The organism is Nocardia sp. bgisy134, from assembly GCF_965341865.1.
In the GTDB taxonomy this organism is placed as follows: Bacteria; Actinomycetota; Actinomycetes; order Mycobacteriales; family Mycobacteriaceae; genus Nocardia.
In genome coordinates, this window is the sequence record NZ_CBDQZP010000005.1 from 339,415 (window position 1) to 359,273 (window position 19,859).

Consider the following 19,859-nt stretch of genomic DNA (forward strand, 5'->3'; position numbering starts at 1 on the left):
CCTCATCGGCATGCCGGCCGTGTGCGCCTTCAGTCGGCGGTCCCGGTGCCGGGGCGTAGACCCTCTGCCGCTGGGAGGAAGCTATGGATGCCTCCGTGTTCTTCGCATTGCTGGCGCTGGTGTGCGGCCTGCTCGCGGTGATCGCCGCGACCGTCTGGTGGCCGGTGCCGAATCAGCCGCCGGACGGTGAGCTGCCGCTAACCGATGTCGAACGCCGCGGGGTAACGGACGGTCCCGCTCGGCAGCGGGTGGGCCGGTTCGAGCGCGCGCGCCGTCAGCGCCTCGTCGGGCACCTCGATGCCGATGTCGTATCGCGAGGCTCGGACGAAGCCGAAGCGCGGGTGATACGTCGGATCGCCTAGCGCGATGACGTGCCGCTCACCCCGCGCTCGCACCGCCGCGAGCGCAGCGCGGATGGCGGCCCAGCCCGCGCCGGTGCGCTGGTCTCTCCCATGCTTTCGGCCGAGCCCAGACTCGCCGAAGCGACGCGCCGATCGATCCGGACATTCGTCGGGACACGCTGTGTGACAGGACGTTTGACCGATCGCGTCGCATAGTGTGTGCACACCTCGCGTCGAGGGGCGGTGGACTCAGGTCCAGACACCGCGCCCAGACGGGAGGTGGTGGGGAATGGCGAAGCATCGCCGGAAGAAGAGCAAGGCCCCGGTCGATTACGGCACACTGCTGTTGGTAGCTGCCGTGACCGCCGGGGCGCTCATGCTGGTCCGTCGAGTACGGGCTAGCTGACCCATCGGGTGGGGCGTCGTCAGCAGCGGCGCTCCACCCTCTCGACATCACCGAAGTGACGCCACGAACTATACCGCCTGGCCGCCGCCCCTGTCTCGAAAGCGATTCCGGCGAAATCCGTGTCACCGCCCGGTGAGCCCCTCGAGCAGATCGCGCATCAGATCCACGGCTTGCGGGCGACCGTCGTCCACCTCGGTGAGTGTCAGTGATAGTTCGGTGAGAGCCCCGTACAGCGCACTGGCGAGCAGTTCGGCCGAGTAGGGCTTGATCAGGTCGTCCGCCAGGAGCGTCCGGACGGCATCGAGGACCAGGCCGCCGAGATGCTGCCGGTCCAGCTCGCGCCAGCGCTGCCAGCCGAGCGCGATGGGGCCGTCCATCAGCACGATCTTGCGGTAGTCGGGGTCGGCGCACACGTCGAGAAACTCCTCGATACCGCGCTCGGCCTGCTCCAGCGGGTCCGAGCCGGCCGTCGTCGCCTCGCGAATCCGTTGCGCCGCTTTGCTTTCCAATTCGTCGAAGACCGCCTCGAACAGACCACGCTTGCCGTCGAAGTGGTGGTACAGCGCGCCGCGGGTGAGGCCGGCGGTCCGGACCAGCTCCTCCGCCGACAGCTTGGCGTAGTCGCGCTCGACGAACAGGCGTCGCCCGGTCTCGAGCAGCGTCTGGCGGGTGTTCTCGGCGTATTTTTCCCGCACTGTCTTGACAGTCTCCATGCAACAGGGATATCACATACATAGTGAATCTCAGATACACGGTGTATGAAAGCAGGTCGAGATGAGTGAATCGACAGACGTCGTTGTCGTCGGCGCGGGTGTGGCGGGGTTGGTGGCCGCTCGCGAGCTGGTCCGCGCCGGGAAGGAGGTGCTGGTACTGGAGGCGCGCGACCGAGTGGGGGGACGGCTGCTCAGCGAAGACCTGCTCGAAGGCGTGCCGATCGAGATGGGCGGGCAGTGGGTCGGTCCAGGACAGGACAGAGTGCTCGCTTTGATCGCCGAACTGGGACTCGCCACGTTCCCGACCCACGTCGCCGGGCAGAACATCGGCGAATTCGGCGAGACCCGTTCGGTCTACACCGGCCGGATCCCCAAGCTGAACCCGCTCGCGCTCGCCGATATCGGGCAGGCGCAGTTGCGGCTGGATCGGGTGGCGCGCGCCGTCGCCGAACGCGACCCGTGGCTCGCGCGGCACGCGGACAAGCTGGACGGGCAGACCTTCGCCACCTGGATGCAGCGGCATGCCTACACGCCCACCGGCCGCGCCTTCCTGCGGATGGTCACCGAGGCGGTGTTCGCCACCGAGCCGGAGGACATGTCCGCGCTGTGGGCAGCGTTCTACGTCGGCGCGGCGGGCGGACTGGACGCGCTGATCAACACCGAGGGCGGCGCGCAGCAAGACCGCGTGGTCGGCGGCACCCAGCGGATCGCCTTGGCGCTCGCCGAGCAGCTCGGCGAGCGCGTTCTGCTCGACGCTCCGGTGACGGATCTGACCTGGAGCGACGGCGAGCTTCACGTGTCGGCCGGGCGCACGGAGGTGTCGGCGCGACGGGCGGTGATCGCGATCCCGCCGCCACTGGCGTCCAGGATTCGCTACCGGCCCGGTCTCCCCGGCGGGCGCGATCAGCTCGTCCAGCGGATGCCGATGGGTCGCGTCATCAAGATCAATGTCGCCTATTCGGAACCGTTTTGGCGCGCGCAGGGCTTCAGCGGACAGGCCAACAGCGATCGGCGACCGCTCGGCACGGTCTTCGACAACACCCCGCCCGACGGCGCGCCCGGCGTGCTGGTCGGCTTCTTCGAAGGCAAGCACGCCGACGCCATGTCCCGGCTGACTCCGGCGGCGCGGCGGGCCCAGGTGCTGTCCGATCTCGTCGGCTATTTCGGCCCCGCGGCGGCCGAGCCGATCGCCTACCTCGAACGCGACTGGGCCGAGGAGGAGTACAGCCGCGGCTGTTACGGCGCTTTCGCGACGCCGTCCACCCTCACCCGTTTCGGCCCGGCGCTGCGCGCGCCCATCGGACCGCTGCACTGGGCGGGCACCGAGACCGCCACCCGCTGGGCGGGATACATCGATGGAGCGGTGGAATCCGGAGAGCGGGCCGCGCGCGAGGTGCTCGCCGCATTGGAGAAGCGGAACCGCGCCGCAGTGGACTGACTCGGCCGTGTATTCGACCGGATAAAAGAAAGGGCCCCTGACCGGAAGACCGGTCAGGGGCCCTGTCGTGTCTCAACCACACGAGTCGGGGTGACAGGATTTGAACCTGCGACCTCTTCGTCCCGAACGAAGCGCGCTACCAAGCTGCGCCACACCCCGTGAAGCGAACCTGGAGTAGCTTACAACAGGGAAGGTCCAGACGTTAAACCCGCAGGTCAATCAGCTTTCATGAGAGCGGACGCTGCGGAAGATCCGCTTCGCGGCCTCCGGGTCGACCGCATTCGGGACGCCGGTGTCGGCGGCGATCACCATGACGAAGCTGCCGATGTCGGCGGAGGTGGCGAAGGTGTACACCGAGTACTCGGTGGCGCAGCCCGGCTTGGCGTCGGTGATGGCGCCCCTGGTCTCCACGAACGTGCCGTGCTGGGCGCCGTCGAGGGATTCCAGCGGCTGTGGGGCGCCGGGAACGCCGCCGCCGGGCGCGTTGGAGTAGGCGATCTTCGCGGTCTTGGTGCCGAGTTCGGTTGCGGCGCTCGCGGTATCGGTGTTGTCCGAGCCGGTGACGAACGCCACGGTGCGCGTCGATCCGGGGCAGTAGTCCTTGCCCTCGGTGGCGTACCCCTTGCCGCCGACGGCGTTGGGCGGCTTGCCGAAGCCGCCGGAGGCTCCGGGATCGCCGATGTGCCAGTCGGCGGGCACGTCGTACGCCGCGCCGCTGTCGGGCACGACGACCACCTGGTACCCCGGCACCACGGGCGGCCCCGCCTGCGCCGCAGGCCGCCGCGCGGGAGCTCTGGTCCCGGCCGAGGTGGTCAACGCGCTCACCATCGAGGGCGTCCCTTCCGCACTGGCCTCGTCCGTGCCACCCGCGACCACCACGGCCACCGCGCCCGCGACCAATACCGTCGCCGCGACTCCGATGCCGATCCACGCCCGCCCGCCTGCCGCGCGGGGCGGGTCCATCAGTCGCGGTTCGGTCCAGAAGTCCCCGGGTGAGCTACCGGCCGCCCGCATCGGCTCCGGCCACCTGTTGGGCGCGCCGTCGCTCTGATCGGCCGCGGCGGCCTCACCGAAATGCTGGGTGCCGCGCCCGGTCAGGTCGAGCGGGGCGTGTGAGCCAGCTCCGTAGCCGAGTTGTGTCGTGCCTGTGGCGGACTGTGTCGTGCCCGTAGCGATCTGTGTTGCGGCCTGCGTCGTGCCCGTAGCGAACTGCGGAACCGCAGCGACTTCACCTCGGGCGTAAGGACTTTGCTGCCCCGCAATGGCGGCGTGCTGAACCGGATACGCCGATCCGGTCATGGGCTGGTCGGGCGAAAGCTGCGCGGCGGCTGCAAGATTCGGTGCGGCCGTGCCGCCGAACTCCGGAGCGGCGGCGGCACGCACCGATGCGCCGGACATGCCGTTGGCGGCAGGTTCGGCGCGCGGTTCGTCGAATCCTCTGCTCAAAGTCGTCCCCTAGTCGACCGATTCAAGTTTCGGCACGCGACCCTACCGGGTCGGCGATGCACCGTCCGCGCCCGGTCAGGGCGGACAAGCCTTGCGCCGGTTGGCGTGTCGAGCTAGGGGAGTGCCGAGGCCGCGATCACGGCGCTCAGCGAGCGACGGTCTCCGAGGTCGAAAGCCCGTGGTTGTTCTCGGCGGCCGGACGCTTCGGGGGCGCGGCGACGAGAGTCAGCAGGGTGGCTTCGGGGCGGCAGCAGAACCGGTACGGAGCCCACGGCGAGGTGCCGATGCCTGCGGAGACATGCAGCTGGGTGTGCTCGCCCCACTTCGACGGGCCCTTCACGCGCGACTTGTCGATGCCGCAGTTGGTGACCAGCGCACCGTAGCCGGGCAGCACCAGCTGGCCGCCGTGGGTATGGCCGGCGAGCACCAGGTCGTAGCCATCGTCGGCGAAGCGGTCGAGCACCCGGGGTTCGGGCGAGTGGGTCAGGCCGATGCGCAGGTCGGCCAGCGGGTTCGGGGGGCCCGCCACCGTGTCGTACCGGTCGCGCTGCAGGTGCGGGTCGTCGACGCCGGCGGTGGCGATCCGCACGCCCGCCACCTCGAGATCGCGGCGCACGTGGGTGAGATCGAGCCAGCCGCGTTCGGTGAACGCCGCTCGCAGGTCCTTCCACGGCAGCGGCGCGCCGTAGACGCGGCGGTGGTCCTTCTTGAAGTACTTCATCGGGTTCTTCGGCACCGGCGCGAAGTAGTCGTTGCTGCCGAAAACGAAAAGGCCCGGGCGGGACAGCAATCCGCCGAGGGCCTGAACCACCGCGGGCACCGACCGCTGGTGCGAGAGGTTGTCGCCGGTGTTGACCACCAGATCGGGCTCCAGCCGATCCAGCTCGCGCAGCCACTGCTGCTTGAGCTTCTGACCGGGCATCATGTGCAGATCGCTGATGTGCAGCACACGTAGGCTCGACGCACCGGGCGGCAGCACCGGCATGGTCGCCTCGCGCAGGACGAACGCGTTGCGCTCGATCAGCGAGGCATAGCCGATTCCGGCTACCGCGGCCCCGGTGGCTCCCAGCGCGGTTCGGCGGACGGCGGCGGTCGAGATTACGGGCATTTGCCCAGCATAGGTGAGGCTGCCTCAGAACGCCGAGTGTGTTTCCGCACAAGCCATCGCCGCGGTCGCGCCGAGCGGCGCGGAATCGTCCGAGCAGGTCCGCGAGCTGCGGTCTTCTCCTGTTCGCCGCGGCGACGCCGCGGCGACGCCGCGGCGAAATGTGGTGGGCCCCGCGACGGCGACCGGCTACCGTGTGCCTCATGTCGGAACTCAAAGATCGGCTGCGGACGGACATGACCGCCGCGATGAAAGCCAAGGACACGCTGCGCCTCGCCACGTTGCGCATGCTGCTGGCCGCGATCCAGAACGCCGAGGTCGCAGGCGCGGAGGCGCGTGAACTCTCCGACGCCGACGTGATCGCGGTGCTGCAGAAGGAGGCGAAGAAGCGCAACGAGTCGGCCGAGGTCTACACCCAGGCCGGTCGCGGCGAGCTCGCCGCCAACGAACACGCCGAGGCCAGGATCATCGACGAGTACCTGCCGACCCAGCTGACCGAGGCCGAGATCGCCGACCTCGCGGACACCGCCATCGCGCAGGTCGCCGAGGAGCTGGGCGAGCGCCCCGGCATGCGCCAGATGGGCCAGGTCATGAAGATCGCCACCGCCCTCGCCGAGGGCAAGGCCGACGGCTCGCGCATCTCCGCGGCTGTGAAAGCCCGGCTCTGAACTCTGCCCGAAACCAGAACCGCCGACCGAGCGCCGTAGCGCCGGTCGGCGGTTCTTCGTTATTCGCCCGATAGGCGCTGCCGGACGGAGTCCGCCGACAGCCCGCGCATGGCCGGAGCGAAGGCGGAGGTTCCGCTTACCGCGGCCACCAGGGCGGCAGCGGGAACCCGGGCGGCAGCGCCGGGGGCGGCGGCAGCGGCCCGGGTGCGGACGGCGCCGGGGCCTGGCGCTGGGTGCCGTCGCTGATGTAGATCGTGATCACCGAGCCGGGGATCGCCGACCCGTTCGGCGCGGTGTTCATGACGCTGCCCTTGGGCGGCGGGCCGGATCCGTTGACGGCCGAGACCTGGAAGCCCGCGGCGACCAGCGCGGTGGTCGCCTCAGCCTGCGACATGCCGACCACGTCGGGCACCTGCGCGTTGTTCGCGCCGCGGACGTACTTGTCGTCCAGCGGCGGCAGGCCGGGCGGCGGGAAGTTGCCGACCACCGGCTTGATCGCGCTGAACCAGGTGCGTGCGGGTTCGTTACCGCCGAACAGGTTTCCGTCGCCGCAGTTGCGCAGCGGGAACGAGCAGATCTCACCGGGGGTCGGGCTGTCGCCGTAGACGTAGACCGCGGCGGCCAGCGAGTTGGTGAAGCCGAGGAAGGCCGAGGAGCGGTGGCTTTCGGTGGTCCCCGTCTTGCCGGCCATCGGCAGGTTCCAGCCGCTCGCCTGGGCAGCGCCCGCCGCGGTGCCCGCCGTGTCGTCCTTGCTCATCGCGTTGGCCAGCGTGTTGGCCAGGCCGGGCTCGACGACCTGCTCGCAGGCCTGCTGGGTGAGCGGAACCTGCTTGCCGCTGCGGTCGACGACCTCCCTGATCGGGGAGGGCGGGCACCAGCGTCCGCCGGAGGACAGCGTCGCGGCGACGTTGGAGAGCTCGAGCGGGTTGATCGCGACCGGGCCGAGGGTGAACGAGCCGAGGTTCTGGTCCTTGATCATGTCGGCCAGGCTCTGGTTGCCGTGCCCGGAGCTGCCCGGGTTGGTGAACGAGCGCATGCCGAGCCGCACCGCCATGTCGACGGTCGGGGTGACGCCGACGGCCTGGATCAGCTTGACGAACGCGGTGTTCGGCGAGGTGGCCAGCGCCTCGGTCACCGACATCGGCGACTTGTAGCGGCCCGCGTTCTCGACGCAGTAGGTGGCGGGCGGGCAGCCCCGCGCGCCGCCGTTACCCATGCCCTTCGCGTCGAAGCGGCCAGGCACGTCGAGCTGGGAGTTGATGCCCATGCCTTTCTCCATGGCTGCGGCGGTGGTGAAGACCTTGAAGACCGAGCCCGCGCCGTCACCGACCATCGAGAACGGCTGCGGTTGCACCGTCTCGTTGACGTCGCGGTTGAGGCCGTAGGTGCGGCTGCTGGCCATGGCGACCACGTCGTGCGAGTCCTGGCCCGGCGCGACCACCGACATCACCTCGGCGATGTCGTCGAGGTTCGGATTGGCCGCCTCGCTGACCGCGCGCTTGACGGAGTCCTGCACGGCCGGATCGAGGGTGGTCTTGATCAGGTAGCCGCCCTTGTCGATCTGCTCGCGGCTGATGCCCGATTCGGCCAGGTACTGCAGCGCGTAGTCGCAGAAGAAGCCGCGATCCTGAGCGGCGATGCAGCCGCGCGGCAGGCCCTTGGGCTCGGGCAGCACGCCCAGCGGCTCCGACTTGAACTTGCGGAACTCCTCGGCGCGGGCCGGGATGTTCTGGATCATCGTGTCCAGCACGGTGTTCCGGCGGGCCAGCACGCCCTGGACGTTGGTGTAGGGGTTCAGCTTGGAGCTGGACTGCACCATGCCCGCGAGCATCGCCGCCTGCGGGACGTTCAGGTCGGCGGCGTCGACGCCGAAGTAGGTCTGCGCCGCGTCCTGGATGCCATAGGACGAATTGCCGAAGGGCACGAGGTTCAGGTACCTGGTGAGGATCTCGTCCTTGGTGAGTTCCTTGTCCAGGGTCAGCGCCATGCGGATCTCGCGAATCTTGCGCGCCGGGGTGGTCTCGATCGCCGCGCGGCGTTCGGCGTCGGTCTTGGCGACCACGAGCAGCTGGAAGTTCTTCACGTACTGCTGGTCGAGGGTGGACGCGCCCTGCTGCACCTCACCGCTGGAGGTGTTGGTGAGGAACGCGCGCACCGTGCCCTGCCAGTCGACGCCGTCGTGCTCGGCGAAGCGGCGGTCCTCGATGGAGATGATCGCCAACTTCATGTTGTTGGATATCCGCTCGCTCGGCACCTCGAATCTGCGCTGCTCATAGAGCCAGGCGATGGGCGAACCGTTCTTGTCCACCATCGTCGAGACCGCGGGAACGGTGCCCTCGACGAGTTCCGCGGAGACGTTGTCCACCGCGTCGGCCGCACGGTTGGAGACGAATCCGAATCCACCGGCGAGCGGGAAGAGCAGCCCGGCGACGAGAACTGCGGCCAGCGCGCAGCTGCCCGCCAGCTTCGCGAGCGTATGTGTGATCGGCACATTCGACACGTTCCCAAGGGTACGGGGTGCCGTTCTCGCCCTCTCGGGTGTGTTTGTCGGAGCGCGAGATCCGGCGCTCTTCCCGGCTTGTTGGGCGTGTCGTTGAGGCGTGTCTGGCGTGTCGCACACGGGCGTGTCGCGAATCGGCCCGACTGCCCGGTTCTCTATCACGTTTGCATGGACGGGCGTACCAAAAAATCTCGAGACGGTCTTGCGCTCGGGCCATACCTTTACCTAGATTGAGAACCCAGTGTGATGGAGCTAACACTCAAAGTGGAATGTGGTTCAGTTCGCAGCGGGGTTCGGGTTGCTGCGATCTGGCACGCGATTCTGGAGCGCCGTTGACCCGGTGTTCGGACTGCAAAGGGGCACACCAAATGCATATGACAACCCCCATCGCTCGATTGGACGTAGAGCAGGCCGAAGCGCGAATCGCCTGGGTATCCCAGGCCCGATGCAAGGAAGTAGATCCCGATCAGTTGTTCGTCCGCGGCGCGGCGCAGCGCAAAGCGGCGACGATCTGCAGGCACTGTCCGGTGCTCATGCAGTGTGGAGCCGATGCCCTCGACAATCGAGTGGAATTCGGCGTATGGGGAGGGATGACCGAACGGCAGCGGAGGGCGCTGCTGAAACAGCATCCAGAGGTGACCTCCTGGGCCGATTTCTTCCAGGCCCAGCGCCAGCATCAGGTGGCGATGTAGTCGAACGAACGAGAAACCGAGCCCGCGATTGCGGGCTCGGTTTCGTTTGAGCCTATAGCTATTCCGACTCAATACCGAACGTTATGGTCTGGTGGGCGCGGCCGGAGGAGCGCCTACGCGGAGAGAACCGTTCCGGTCAGCTGATCGCCCACTGCGCGCAGCGCCTCGAGGTCGGAGACCTCGAACGGCAGCGCGGTCACCGAGACCATCGCCACCCGCGGGTGCGCCCCGGTGAATCGGTGCAGCAGGTGCTGCTCGCGCTTGGCCGTCGCGACCCGTTCGGCGTGAATGCGCAGTACCGCGCTGGTCAGCGGGTCGGATTCGACCAGCTGGTCGGCGGCGGTGAGGGCGTGGTCGGCGGGCAGATCGCTCAGCGCCGGATGCGTCCGGTTGAGCACGAGGCCCGACAGCGGCATCTGCTCGGTGGAGAGCCGGTCGACGAAGAACGAGGCCTCGCGCAGGGCGTCCGGTTCCGCCGCGGCCACCACCAGGAAATGCGTGCCTGGCTTGGACAGCAGCGCGTAGGTGCGGTCGGCGCGGTCCTGGAAACCACCGAACAGCGATTCCAGCGACTGCAGGAAGACGGACGCATCCTTGAGCATCTGCCCGCCGATGACGGTGGACACGCCGCGCATGGCCAGGCTCATCGCGCCGGTGACGAACCGGCCGACGCCGCGGCCGGGCGCCATGATGAGCCGGATCATCTTGCCGTTCAGGAAGTTTCCGAGGCGCTTCGGCGCGTCGAGGAAGTCGAGCGCGTTGCGCGACGGCGGGGTGTCGACGATGATCAGGTCCCACTCCCGCTTGTGCGCGAGCTGACCGAGCTTCTCCATCGCCATGTACTCCTGCGTGCCACCGAAGGAGGACGCCACGGTCTGATAGATCGGGTTGGCGAAGATCTGCTCGGCCTTCTCCGCGGTGGTGTGCTCGAGCACCATGTCGTCGAACGTGCGACGCATGTTCAGCATCATCGCGTACAGCTCGCCCTTGGCCTCCGGGCCGAGCGCCACCCGCTGCGGGTAGTTGTCCAGATCCGCGATGCCGAGTGACTGGGCCAGTCGGCGCGCCGGGTCGATCGTGAGTACCACGACCTTGCGCCCGAGTTCGGCTGCGCGCAGCGCGATCGCGGCCGCCGTGGTGGTCTTGCCGACGCCGCCGGAGCCGCAGCACACCACGACCCGCGCGGTGGGATCGGCGATGATCTGCGAAATGTCGAGCGTGGTCATCGCACTCCCTGCGCGGTCAGATGTTCGGCTAGCTCGTACAGCCCGCCGAGGTCCATGCCGTCGGCCAGTGTCGGCAGGTACAGCTGCGATACGTCGACCTTGTTCAGCTCGGCCGAACTCTCGTCCTGGGCCTGCAGCCGGGCCGAATGTTCGAAGGTCTCGGTGATCAACCCCTCGAAACTGTCTTCGGACAAGGCGATTCCGGTGCGCTCGAGCCCGGCGCGGATCGCGTCGCGGTCGATGTCGCCCGCGGCGGCGCGATTGCGCACGTCGGTGGGCAGGAAGCCCTCGCCAGCGCGGTTCACGATCACGGTGCCGATGCGCAGGTCGTTGGCGGTGAGCTCGGCGACGGCGTCCGCGGTCTCCTGCACGGGCAGCGCCTCGAGCAGGGTGACCAGGTGGATCATCGTCTGATCCGAATGCAGCAGCCGGGAAACTCCTTCGGCCTGCGAGGCGATCGGCCCGCCCTTGGCGATCTCGACCATGGCGGTGGTGACGTCGAGGAAGCTGGCGATCCGGCCGGTCGGGGGCGCGTCGACCACGATCTCGTCGTAGACCCGCTTGCCCGTCTGGTCCACGCGGACCGCGCATTCCTTGATCTTGCCGGTCAGGATGACGTCGCGCAGACCCGGCGCGATCGTGGTGACGAACTCGATGGCGCCCATCCTGCGCATCGCGCGCCCCGCGAAGCCCAGGTTGTAGAACATGTCGAGGTATTCGAGGAAGGCGTGCTCGATGTCGAGCGCCAGCGCGACCACCTCGCCACCGCCGTCAGCGGTGGCGATCCTGGTCTCGGTCGGCGGCAGCGGCGGCAGATCGAACAGCTGCGCGATGGACTGTCTGCTCTCCACCTCGACCAGCAGCACCCGGCGCCCGCCCGCGGCCAGTGCCAGCGCGAGCGCGCCGGCGACCGTCGACTTGCCCGTTCCCCCTTTGCCGGAGACGTAGTGCAAGCGGGCCTTTTCCGCGCGCTTCGGCCAACCCGTTTCCAGCCCCGGCTCCGCCGAAATAGGCACTGCTGTTGGTACTCCCACGCTCGCGAGCCTATAACCCGTTATGCGATCACGCTCTAGGGATACGGTCACACTGCCGTTTTTCGGACCTTCTGTACCAGACAGTCTCGCCGGTCGCTATCATCCCCGCTCGCTGCGCGCGGTCCGCGACAAGCACGCCCGGAACGCACAGCGTTGCGAGCTCGCCCATAAACTCACAGCATGAGTGAACTGACCCTGTGGGAGTACGCGACCGTTCCGCTGCTGACGCACGCGACCAAGCAGATTCTCGACCAGTGGGGCGCCGACGGGTGGGAGCTCGTGAATGTGCTGCCCGGCCCGACCGGCGAGCAGCACGTCGCCTACCTGAAGCGTCCGAGGCAGTAGGCCATGGCGGTCGACGCGGCCACTCCGTGGCGGAAGAACCTGGAGAGGCTCGGACTGACCGTGCCCGCGGTGGCCGCGCCCGTCGCGGCCTACATTCCCGCGGTGCGCACCGGTTCGCTCGTCTACACCTCGGGGCAGCTGCCTTTCGTGAAGGGCGAGCTGTCGGCAACCGGCAAGGTCGGCGCCGAGGTGTCGCTCGAGGCGGCCGCCGAGGCGGCGCGGCTGTGCGCGCTCAACGCGCTGGCCGCGGTACACGATCTGGTCGGGCTCGACGAGGTGGTGCGGATCGTCAAGGTGGTCGGTTTCGTCGCGTCCGCGCCCGGATTCACCGATCAGCCGCTGGTGATCAACGGCGCCTCGGAGTTCCTCGGTGAGGTCTTCGGTGACGCGGGCGTGCACGCGCGTTCGGCCGTCGGCGTCTCCGAATTGCCCAAGAACACCCCGGTCGAGGTCGAACTCATCGCCGAGGTGCGTTAGACAGGTTGTCGGACAACGACTCCGAACGACCGAGGTAATGCGATGACGCTGACTCATCCCGCGTACGGGCAATTGCGCCAGGTGACGCCGACGGCGGCAGTGCTGCTCGCGGACAATCCCGGCCAGATGACCCTGGACGGCACCAACACCTGGATCCTGCGCGCGCCGGACGCCTCGGACTATGTCGTGGTCGACCCGGGGCCGAAAGACAAGAAGCACAGCGAGGCGATCGCCAGGGTCACCGCGGGCAGGATCGCGCTGACCCTGATCACGCACCGGCACCACGACCACACCGGCGGCATCGATCGGCTGGTGAAGCTGACCGGCACGCCGGTGCGTGCCGTGGACGCCGAGTTCCTGCGTGGCACGGACGCGCCGCTGGCCGACGGCGAGCTGATCGAGGCGGCCGGGCTGCGGATCGGCGTGCTGGCGACGCCGGGGCACACCGGTGATTCGGTGAGCTTCGTGCTCGACGACGCGGTGCTCACCGGCGACACCATCCTGGGCAGCGGGACCACCGTGCTGGACTCCAGCGACGGCACCCTCGCCGACTACCTCGACTCGCTGGACCGGCTGGTCGAGGTCGGCGCGGGCAAGGCGCTGCTACCCGCGCACGGCCCGGACCACCCGGACCTGGAACCGGTCGCCCGGTACTACATCAAGCACCGGCAGGAGCGGCTCGACCAGGTGCGCGCCGCCCTGCACGAGCTGGGGCCGGGCGCGGGCGCCATGGCGGTGGTGCGCAAGGTGTACGCCGATGTGGACAAGCGGCTCTGGCCCGCCGCGCGCAGCTCGGTGCAGGCCCAGTTGGAGTACCTGCGCGCCGAGCGTTAGGTCACGGAAACACGACAGCCGGATCCAGTGGAGCGCTGGATCCGGCGGGCCGTGCCGTATTCGGGAGCGGGTCAGCGGGCGCGCCGCGCCAGCCGCTCGGAGTCGGAGATGAGCACGCTCTTGCCCTCCAGCCGCAGCCAGCCGCGGTGCGCGAAGTCGGCGAGCGCCTTGTTGACGGTCTCGCGGGACGCGCCGACGAGCTGGGCGATCTCCTCCTGGGTCAGGTCGTGGGTGACCCGGAGGGCGCCCGCTTCCTGGGTGCCGAACCGCTGCGCGAGCTGCAGCAGCGCCTTGGCAACGCGGCCGGGGACGTCGGTGAAGATCAGGTCGGCGAGGTTGTTGTTGGTACGCCGCAGACGACGGGCGAGCACGCGGAGCAGCTGCTCGGCGATCTCGGGCCGCTGGTCGATCCAGGACTTCAGGGCGTCGCGATCCATCGTGACGGCGCGGACCTCGGTGACCGTGGTAGCGGTCGAGGTGCGCGGGCCCGGGTCGAAGATCGACAGCTCGCCGAACATGTCCGACGGGCCCATGATGGTCAGCAGATTCTCCCGGCCGTCCGGGGACCGCCGCCCGATCTTCACCTTGCCCGAGGTGATGATGTACAGCCGATCGCCGGGTTCACCCTCGTTGAAAATGACATGGCCGCGCGGGAAATCGACGGGCTGCAGTTGTTTGGCGAGTGCCGCCACCGCGGTGGGCTCTACGCCTTGGAAGATGCCTGCTCTGGCGAGGGCCTCGTCCACGAATGTGCTCCTTATGGGAAATGGCTCTGGGCTGGACCGAAGCGAATCGGCCAACAGCGCAGTCTACGCGGCATCCTGGCGGCGTAGTGACAGACACCACGTAACGAGTGGATTGCGCGGCGTCCGGGGAGTGGATTCAGCTCGCTCGAGCGACGTTCAGGTCGTCGTTGCGGGAACGGCGCCTGCGCATACGGGCCACCGCAGCGGGCAGTCCGGCTTTCGTCAACTCCTTGACCTCGGCGTTGCTTGCCCTGTCCAGGTACTGCTGAACCTCCGGATCGGGTTCGAGAAGTTTGCGGAGCCGATTCTCGACCCGCTCCATCAGCAGTGCGAACAGCATCAACACCACTGGGAAGAGCACCACAGCGAGTCCTTGCATATCGAGGAGTAAACACGGTGAAGGTCTCAGATGGAACACGGCAGTGGATCTGAGCGGGCAACTTGTCGGAGCGGTTCCGTATGGTGGACGCGTGCGTGCCTCCCCGTCTGTGACCGATTCGAACGGCTCTTCCGCTGTCGACGGGGCGACCGATCCGCTACCCACCGCCGTGACCGTTCCGAAACGGAAAACCCGCACGCGACAGGCGGAAACGAAGCTGGGGTTGGTGCGAAGGGCGCGCCGCATGAACCGCACCCTCGCCGAGGCTTTTCCCGACGCGCACTGTGAGCTGGATTTCACCACTCCGCTCGAATTGGCCGTCGCGACAATCCTTTCCGCGCAGTGCACCGACGAGCGGGTGAATCTCACCACGCCTGCCGTCTTCGCGAAGTACCGCAGCGCGCGCGATTACGCCGAGGCGAACCGCGCGGAGCTGGAGGAATACATCCGGCCGACGGGGTTCTACCGGAACAAGACGAACTCGCTGATCGGGCTCGGGCAGGCGCTGGTGACCGAGCACGATGGTGAATTACCTCACACTCTCGAGGAACTGGTGAAGTTGCCCGGCATCGGGCGCAAGACTGCCAACGTCATCCTCGGCAACGCCTTCGACGTGCCAGGAATCACTGTCGACACGCACTTCGGCAGGCTCGTGCGCCGGTGGAAGTGGACCGCCGAGGAAGACCCGGTCAAGGTCGAACACGCCGTCGGCGAGCTCGTCGAGCGCAAGGAATGGACGATGCTGTCCCATCGCGTGATCTTTCACGGGCGGCGGGTCTGCCATGCCAGGAAGCCGGCGTGCGGCGCGTGCGTGCTCGCCGACGACTGCCCCTCGTTCGGCGCGGGGCCGACCGAGCCGGAGCTCGCGGCCAAGTTGGTGAAGGGTCCGGAGCGCGAACACTTGCTCGGGCTGGTCGGCCTGTGAGATTGCGGGCCGCGGACGAGGCGTCGCGGGAAGAACGACCCGGCACGGCGAGATCTCATTCCGCGGTGCGCTGGGCGCTGGTCGGCCTGATCGTGGCGGTCGCCGCGGTGATCGCGCTGTGGCCGCGCGGTGGCGAGGACACCGCGTCCGATGCGGGCGCCCCGTCCGGCGCGCGTCAGGTTCCCGCGCAGCTGCGTGCGGAGGCCGGGCTCGCGCCCTGCCCGCGACCCGCGCCGGGCGCGACGGGTGCGGGTCCGCTGGCCGGCATCACGCTGACCTGCCTGGCCGACGGCGCGCCGGTCGACCTCGCCGCCGCGCTTGCGGGCAAACCCGTGCTGCTCAACCTCTGGGCCTACTGGTGCGGACCGTGCGCCGAGGAGTTGCCGTACCTGCGGCAGTTCGCGGAGCGGGCGGGTGACGACGTCACGGTGCTGACCGTGCACAGCGACCCCGACGAGGCCAAGGCGCTGCTGCGCCTGACGGGTCTGGATGTGCACCTGCCCGGCGTGCTCGACGCCGAGACCGCGGTGCGCAGCGCGGTCGGCGCACCCGCCGTGCTGCCGATTTCGGTACTGATTCGCCCGGATGGTTCGCTGGCGCAGGTTGTCGTGCGTACGTTTACCGGGGTCGACGATATTGCCGATACGGTGGCCGCGGCGCTGGGCGTACGAACGTGACGGAGCGGCGGTCATGTGCGCGGCCCGCGGAGGCGTCGTGAGAAGGTCTACACCACAAAACATCTCGCAGCGTCTGTTGCGGGCGGACAGAACGGTTGTGGAGGTGGTGGTGCGCAGGTTCACCGGGGGAGCGGCATGACGATTCCGCTCCCCACCGATATTCCGCACTGGCTGCGCCGAGCCGTCGAGCCCGGCCACGCCGAGGCGACCGACACGTTGACGATCGCGCGCGCCCTGCGCCGAGCCATGACCGTCACCGGCGAGCCGCGCCAAGCCGCGGTGCTCGTGCTGTTCAGCGGATCGACGGAGGACGATCCGACGGCTCCGGGCGGGCTGCCCGCCGACGCCGACGTGCTGCTCACCCAGCGTGCCTCGACCCTGCGCCAGCATCGGGGCCAGGTCGCCTTCCCCGGCGGCGCGGTCGATCCCGAGGACGAGGGCCCGATCGACACCGCGCTGCGCGAGGCGTGCGAGGAGACCGGCGTGCTGCGCGATCACGTCGAACCGCTCGCGGTGCTGCCGAAGCTGTTCGTGCCGCCGTCGCGCTTCGACGTGACCCCGGTGGTGGCCTACTGGCGTACGCCGGGTGAGGTGCGGGTGGTGAACCAGAGCGAGACCGAGCGGGTGGTGCGGGTACCGCTCTCCGAGATGCTCGATCCGGCCAATCGTTTCCTCGTCCGTGGCAGCCTCGGTTATCAGAGCCCGGCCTTCCAGGTCGACGGCATGCTGGTCTGGGGGCTCACCGGCGGGATACTCGCGGGCATCTTCCAGTCCGCGGGCTGGGAACTGGAATGGGATCGCGACGATGTGCGCGACCTGGAAACCGCGCTCGCCGCAGTGGGGATGACTTTATGAGTTCCTCGGCCTGGCTCGACATCATCGTGGTGCTGCTCGCCCTGGCCGCTGCCGCGTCCGGGTGGCGGCAGGGCGCCGTGGCCTCGGCGCTGGCCTTCCTCGGCGTCGTGCTCGGCGCGGTGGCAGGCATTCTCATCGCGCCGCACATCCTGGTGCACGTGGACGAGGGGCGGACCCGGGTGCTCACCGGCGTGCTGCTGATCGTGCTACTGGTGATCGTCGGCGAGGTCGCGGGCATGGTGCTCGGCCGCGCCGCGCGCAGCGGGATGCGGCATCCGTTCACCCGCAGCGTGGACAGCGTGGTGGGCGCGGTGTTGCAGGCGGTGGCGGTGCTGGTCACCGCCTGGCTGCTCGCGCTGCCGCTGGCGACCTCGTCCCAGCCCGCGATCGCCACCGCGATCAACGGGTCGCGGGTGCTGGCCGACGTCAACGACGTCGCGCCGAATTGGCTGCGCAAGGTCCCCAACGAATTCTCGAAGCTGCTCAACACTTCCGGGCTGCCGGACGTGATCGGCCCGTTCGGTCGCGCGCCCATCGCCGCGGTCGAGCCGCCGGATCCGAGCGTCCTCGCCAGCCCCGTCGCGGCGTCGCTTCAGCAGAGCGTGCTGCGCATTCGCGGCGTGGCGCCGAGTTGCCAGCGCGCGCTGGAGGGTTCGGGCTTCGTCATCGCGCCGGAGCGGGTCATGACCAACGCCCACGTGGTCGCGGGCACCACCAGCGTCGCGGTGGACACCGCGCGCGGCCCGCTGGACGCCACCGTCGTGCTGTTCGATCCGTCCAAGGACATCGCGGTGCTCTCGGTGCCGGGCCTGACCTCGCCGGTGGTGCCGCAGGCGCCCGCGCCCGCTCGCTCCGGCGACAGCGCGATCGTGCTCGGCTACCCGGGCGGCGGACCGTACACGGCGAGCGCGGCCCGCGTCCGCGAGACGCTCGACCTCACCGGCCCGACGATCTACCGCAACGGCACGGTCGAGCGTGAGGTCTACACCGTCCGCGGCCTGGTGCGCGCGGGCAACTCGGGCGGCCCGCTGGTGGACACCGAAGGCCAGGTGCTCGGCGTCGTGTTCGGCGCCGCGGTGACCGACGACGACACCGGGTACGTGCTCACCCTCGACGAGGTCCGCTCCGACCTCGACAAGGCGATTGGTGCGCACCTCCCGGTCGACACGGGAGCCTGCGTGCTCAGCTGAGTGCGGGCGAGACTCTCGCGCAACGGCCGTCGACCGCTCGCCGGTCGGCGGCCGTTGCGCTGGGAGCATCGAGCAGGACCGATCCGCGCTTTCGCCGGGTGGTCAGCGAGACGTTCGACAGCGTTCGAGCTGTATCACTCGGCCGGGCCGTGACCGCACAGTGCCGGCGCCGCCCGACGTCAGTCGAGGAACTTCGCCAGTTCCGCCGTCACCACGTCCGGGTTCTCCTGGTGCGCGAAGTGTCCCGCGTTCGGGACGGTGACGAGTCTGCGGTGCGGCGACCACTGCTCGCCGCCGCGGATGGTGCTCGGCAGCAGGTAGTCGTCGAACTCGCCGCGCAGCGCGAGCACGGGGATGCCGATGGGCACTCGGACGGTGGCCATGAATCGGCGGCCGTCCGGTCGCCACTGGCTGCGGAAGGCCCAGCGCTGATACTCCAGCGCACAGTGCGCGGCGCCAGGGATCTGGATGGCCGAGCGCATGCGCCGCGCTGTGTCGACGAATTCGGAGCTGCCCGACCAGGACTCGGTGACCCGCTGCCGCAGCAGCCGCTCGACCTCGTACCCGTCGCCGGTGGTCAGCCGGTGTTCCGGATAGCGGGGCAGCTGATAACGCAGGAAGTTCGGCAGCCAGGCGCGGCGCTGGCGCGAGTCGCGCAGCACAGCGCGCTTCAGCGCGCCCGGGTGCGGCGAGCCCACCAGCGCGATGGCGCGCACCAGCCGCGGGTGCAGCACCGCGGTGGCCCAGCAGACCAGTCCGCCCTCCGCGTGACCGACCAGGACGGCCTCGGTGTGGCCGAGCGCGCGAATGAGTCCGGCGATATCGCCCGCCAAAGTCCAGCCGTCGTAGCCGCGCGGGGGCTTGTCGCTGTCGCCGTAGCCGCGCAGATCCACCGCGACCGCGCGGAAACCCAGCTCGGTGAGCCCGGTCAGCTGATGCCGCCACGACCACCAGAAGTCCGCGAATCCGTGCAGCAGCACCACCAGCGGCGCCTCGGTGCGCTCGGGCGCGGCCTCGACGATGTGGAATCGAATGCCGTTGGCATGAACGTCCCGGTGCGTCCACGGACCGTCGTAACGGACGCTGGACGGATCCGGAAGGAAGTTCGACGACACGCCGACCGAGCCTAGTAGTCGGCGTGCGTCGCCGCGACCACGACCCGCACGGTCAGTTGACGCGCTTCTCCAGCGCCAGGTGCTCGTCGTGCGAGCCGCCGAACCCGCTCGGCAGCACAGAGCGGGCCTGCTTCAGCGAATCGATGGTCTTCTCGGGGGCGCGCAGCTTCTTCACCCGGCGATAGCCGAGGAACGCCAGTGCCGCGGTCGCGGCGACCATCAGCAGGAACACGATCAGGAAGGCGGCCCACCTGGCCAGCCACACGTCGAGCAGCTCGCCGAGGAAGAAGAAAAAGAAGAACGTGCTGAACAGCAGGACGGTCAGCGCGAGGATGAAGTAGACGCTGCCCTGCAGGCCCTTCTTGATCTCGCCGGTGACCTCGGCCTTGGCCAGCTCGACCTCGGCGCGCACCAGGGTCGACATCTGTTCGGCCGCGTCGCGGACCAGGGTGCCGAAACTGGCGGAACCGATCGGGTTGGCATCGGTCAGCGGAATGGAGGTGACCGTGCGCCCGCTGTGCGCGTCGTTCCCGTTACCGCCCTGGGTGAAACTCACTTGGTCGACCCTTCTCCCTGTCCCGGCACTGCTTTCAGCTCCGTTCGATGTGCGGCGCTTCCGGCGTCCACCATCGTCACGCAGGCTACCGTCTGCGGGCTCGTCGCTCATGCCTGCACCTCGCTGGCGCTCGGCCCCGGCATGCGCGAAGCGCGCTGGCACATGATTCGCTCACTGCGTTCGCTCATGCC

The 19,859-nt window shown here is 69.0% G+C and carries 21 protein-coding genes and 1 tRNA gene; 11 read left to right on the plus strand and 11 right to left on the minus strand.

Annotated features, from left to right (window positions below):
* Positions 1-83: 83 nt before the first annotated feature.
* Positions 84-362, plus strand: a complete 279-nt coding sequence (locus tag ACRWNM_RS12375; protein ID WP_431966736.1) for a hypothetical protein — start codon at positions 84-86, stop codon at positions 360-362.
* A 507-nt stretch (positions 363-869) separates the two neighbouring features.
* On the opposite strand, the gene ACRWNM_RS12380 is transcribed toward ACRWNM_RS12375, so the two are convergent.
* On the minus strand, positions 870-1,460 hold the full coding sequence (locus ACRWNM_RS12380; RefSeq protein ID WP_431966738.1) for a TetR/AcrR family transcriptional regulator: 591 nt from the start codon (positions 1,458-1,460) through the stop codon (positions 870-872).
* Positions 1,461-1,521: 61 nt separating this feature from the next.
* On the opposite strand from ACRWNM_RS12380, the gene ACRWNM_RS12385 reads away from it, so the two are divergent.
* Positions 1,522-2,898, plus strand: coding sequence for a flavin monoamine oxidase family protein (locus tag ACRWNM_RS12385; RefSeq protein ID WP_431966740.1), 1,377 nt, complete (start codon positions 1,522-1,524; stop codon positions 2,896-2,898).
* An 85-nt stretch (positions 2,899-2,983) separates the two neighbouring features.
* On the opposite strand, the gene ACRWNM_RS12390 is transcribed toward ACRWNM_RS12385, so the two are convergent.
* The 3 genes from ACRWNM_RS12390 to ACRWNM_RS12400 all read right to left on the minus strand — a co-directional run bounded on the left by ACRWNM_RS12390 (position 2,984) and on the right by ACRWNM_RS12400 (position 5,452).
* A tRNA-Pro gene (locus ACRWNM_RS12390) sits at positions 2,984-3,057 on the minus strand.
* Positions 3,058-3,117: 60 nt separating this feature from the next.
* On the minus strand, positions 3,118-4,344 hold the full coding sequence (locus ACRWNM_RS12395; protein ID WP_431966742.1) for a hypothetical protein: 1,227 nt from the start codon (positions 4,342-4,344) through the stop codon (positions 3,118-3,120).
* Between the two features lie 145 nt (positions 4,345-4,489).
* Positions 4,490-5,452, minus strand: coding sequence for a metallophosphoesterase (locus tag ACRWNM_RS12400; RefSeq protein ID WP_431966744.1), 963 nt, complete (start codon positions 5,450-5,452; stop codon positions 4,490-4,492).
* A 200-nt stretch (positions 5,453-5,652) separates the two neighbouring features.
* On the opposite strand from ACRWNM_RS12400, the gene ACRWNM_RS12405 reads away from it, so the two are divergent.
* Entirely contained in the window at positions 5,653-6,117 is a 465-nt protein-coding gene (locus tag ACRWNM_RS12405) for a GatB/YqeY domain-containing protein (protein ID WP_068063102.1), read from the plus strand.
* A gap of 136 nt (positions 6,118-6,253) precedes the next feature.
* Here the strand turns inward: ACRWNM_RS12405 and ACRWNM_RS12410 are convergent, their stop codons facing one another.
* Positions 6,254-8,608, minus strand: coding sequence for a penicillin-binding protein (locus ACRWNM_RS12410; protein WP_431966803.1), 2,355 nt, complete (start codon positions 8,606-8,608; stop codon positions 6,254-6,256).
* A gap of 377 nt (positions 8,609-8,985) precedes the next feature.
* On the opposite strand from ACRWNM_RS12410, the gene ACRWNM_RS12415 reads away from it, so the two are divergent.
* Positions 8,986-9,309 carry a WhiB family transcriptional regulator gene (locus ACRWNM_RS12415; RefSeq protein WP_011206869.1) on the plus strand — a complete coding sequence of 108 codons (324 nt, stop codon included), beginning with the start codon at positions 8,986-8,988 and terminating at the stop codon, positions 9,307-9,309.
* A 113-nt stretch (positions 9,310-9,422) separates the two neighbouring features.
* Here the strand turns inward: ACRWNM_RS12415 and ACRWNM_RS12420 are convergent, their stop codons facing one another.
* Both ACRWNM_RS12420 and ACRWNM_RS12425 read right to left on the minus strand, forming a co-directional pair.
* Entirely contained in the window at positions 9,423-10,535 is a 1,113-nt protein-coding gene (locus tag ACRWNM_RS12420; protein ID WP_431966747.1) for an ArsA family ATPase, read from the minus strand.
* Entirely contained in the window at positions 10,532-11,551 is a 1,020-nt protein-coding gene (locus tag ACRWNM_RS12425; protein WP_431966805.1) for an ArsA-related P-loop ATPase, read from the minus strand. Before ACRWNM_RS12425 ends, ACRWNM_RS12420 begins: the two co-directional genes overlap by 4 nt.
* Before the next feature lie 198 nt (positions 11,552-11,749).
* Here ACRWNM_RS12425 and ACRWNM_RS12430 point away from each other — a divergent pair, with 198 nt between their 5' ends.
* Genes ACRWNM_RS12430 through ACRWNM_RS12440 form a run of 3 tightly spaced genes read left to right on the plus strand, consistent with a single transcriptional unit; the run spans position 11,750 to position 13,225 of the window.
* Positions 11,750-11,914: a hypothetical protein gene (locus ACRWNM_RS12430; RefSeq protein WP_431966749.1), complete on the plus strand. Its 165-nt coding sequence runs from the start codon at positions 11,750-11,752 to the stop codon at positions 11,912-11,914.
* A 3-nt stretch (positions 11,915-11,917) separates the two neighbouring features.
* A complete protein-coding gene (locus ACRWNM_RS12435; protein WP_431966751.1) occupies positions 11,918-12,391 on the plus strand; it encodes a RidA family protein in 474 nt (157 codons plus the stop codon).
* A gap of 42 nt (positions 12,392-12,433) precedes the next feature.
* Positions 12,434-13,225, plus strand: a complete 792-nt coding sequence (locus ACRWNM_RS12440) for an MBL fold metallo-hydrolase (protein WP_431966753.1) — start codon at positions 12,434-12,436, stop codon at positions 13,223-13,225.
* A gap of 71 nt (positions 13,226-13,296) precedes the next feature.
* Here the strand turns inward: ACRWNM_RS12440 and ACRWNM_RS12445 are convergent, their stop codons facing one another.
* Both ACRWNM_RS12445 and ACRWNM_RS12450 read right to left on the minus strand, forming a co-directional pair.
* Positions 13,297-13,971 (minus strand): Crp/Fnr family transcriptional regulator, encoded by a 675-nt coding sequence (locus tag ACRWNM_RS12445; protein WP_011206875.1) that lies wholly within the window; start codon positions 13,969-13,971, stop codon positions 13,297-13,299.
* A gap of 136 nt (positions 13,972-14,107) precedes the next feature.
* A complete protein-coding gene (locus tag ACRWNM_RS12450) occupies positions 14,108-14,350 on the minus strand; it encodes a hypothetical protein (RefSeq protein WP_431966755.1) in 243 nt (80 codons plus the stop codon).
* A gap of 244 nt (positions 14,351-14,594) precedes the next feature.
* On the opposite strand from ACRWNM_RS12450, the gene nth reads away from it, so the two are divergent.
* The 4 genes from nth (at position 14,595) to ACRWNM_RS12470 (ending at position 17,997) form a co-directional block, all read left to right on the plus strand.
* Complete coding sequence (gene nth, locus ACRWNM_RS12455; protein WP_431966757.1) at positions 14,595-15,275, plus strand: endonuclease III; 681 nt, start codon at positions 14,595-14,597, stop codon at positions 15,273-15,275.
* 65 nt (positions 15,276-15,340) lie between these two features.
* Positions 15,341-15,952, plus strand: coding sequence for a redoxin family protein (locus ACRWNM_RS12460; protein WP_431966759.1), 612 nt, complete (start codon positions 15,341-15,343; stop codon positions 15,950-15,952).
* A gap of 135 nt (positions 15,953-16,087) precedes the next feature.
* Positions 16,088-16,807, plus strand: a complete 720-nt coding sequence (locus tag ACRWNM_RS12465; protein ID WP_431966761.1) for an NUDIX hydrolase — start codon at positions 16,088-16,090, stop codon at positions 16,805-16,807.
* Positions 16,804-17,997, plus strand: coding sequence for a MarP family serine protease (locus ACRWNM_RS12470; protein WP_431966763.1), 1,194 nt, complete (start codon positions 16,804-16,806; stop codon positions 17,995-17,997). Before ACRWNM_RS12465 ends, ACRWNM_RS12470 begins: the two co-directional genes overlap by 4 nt.
* Positions 17,998-18,176: 179 nt before the next feature.
* On the opposite strand, the gene ACRWNM_RS12475 is transcribed toward ACRWNM_RS12470, so the two are convergent.
* Both ACRWNM_RS12475 and ACRWNM_RS12480 read right to left on the minus strand, forming a co-directional pair.
* Complete coding sequence (locus ACRWNM_RS12475) at positions 18,177-19,112, minus strand: alpha/beta fold hydrolase (protein WP_431966765.1); 936 nt, start codon at positions 19,110-19,112, stop codon at positions 18,177-18,179.
* Positions 19,113-19,164: 52 nt separating this feature from the next.
* A complete protein-coding gene (locus tag ACRWNM_RS12480; RefSeq protein WP_431966767.1) occupies positions 19,165-19,668 on the minus strand; it encodes a phage holin family protein in 504 nt (167 codons plus the stop codon).
* Positions 19,669-19,859: the final 191 nt, after the last annotated feature.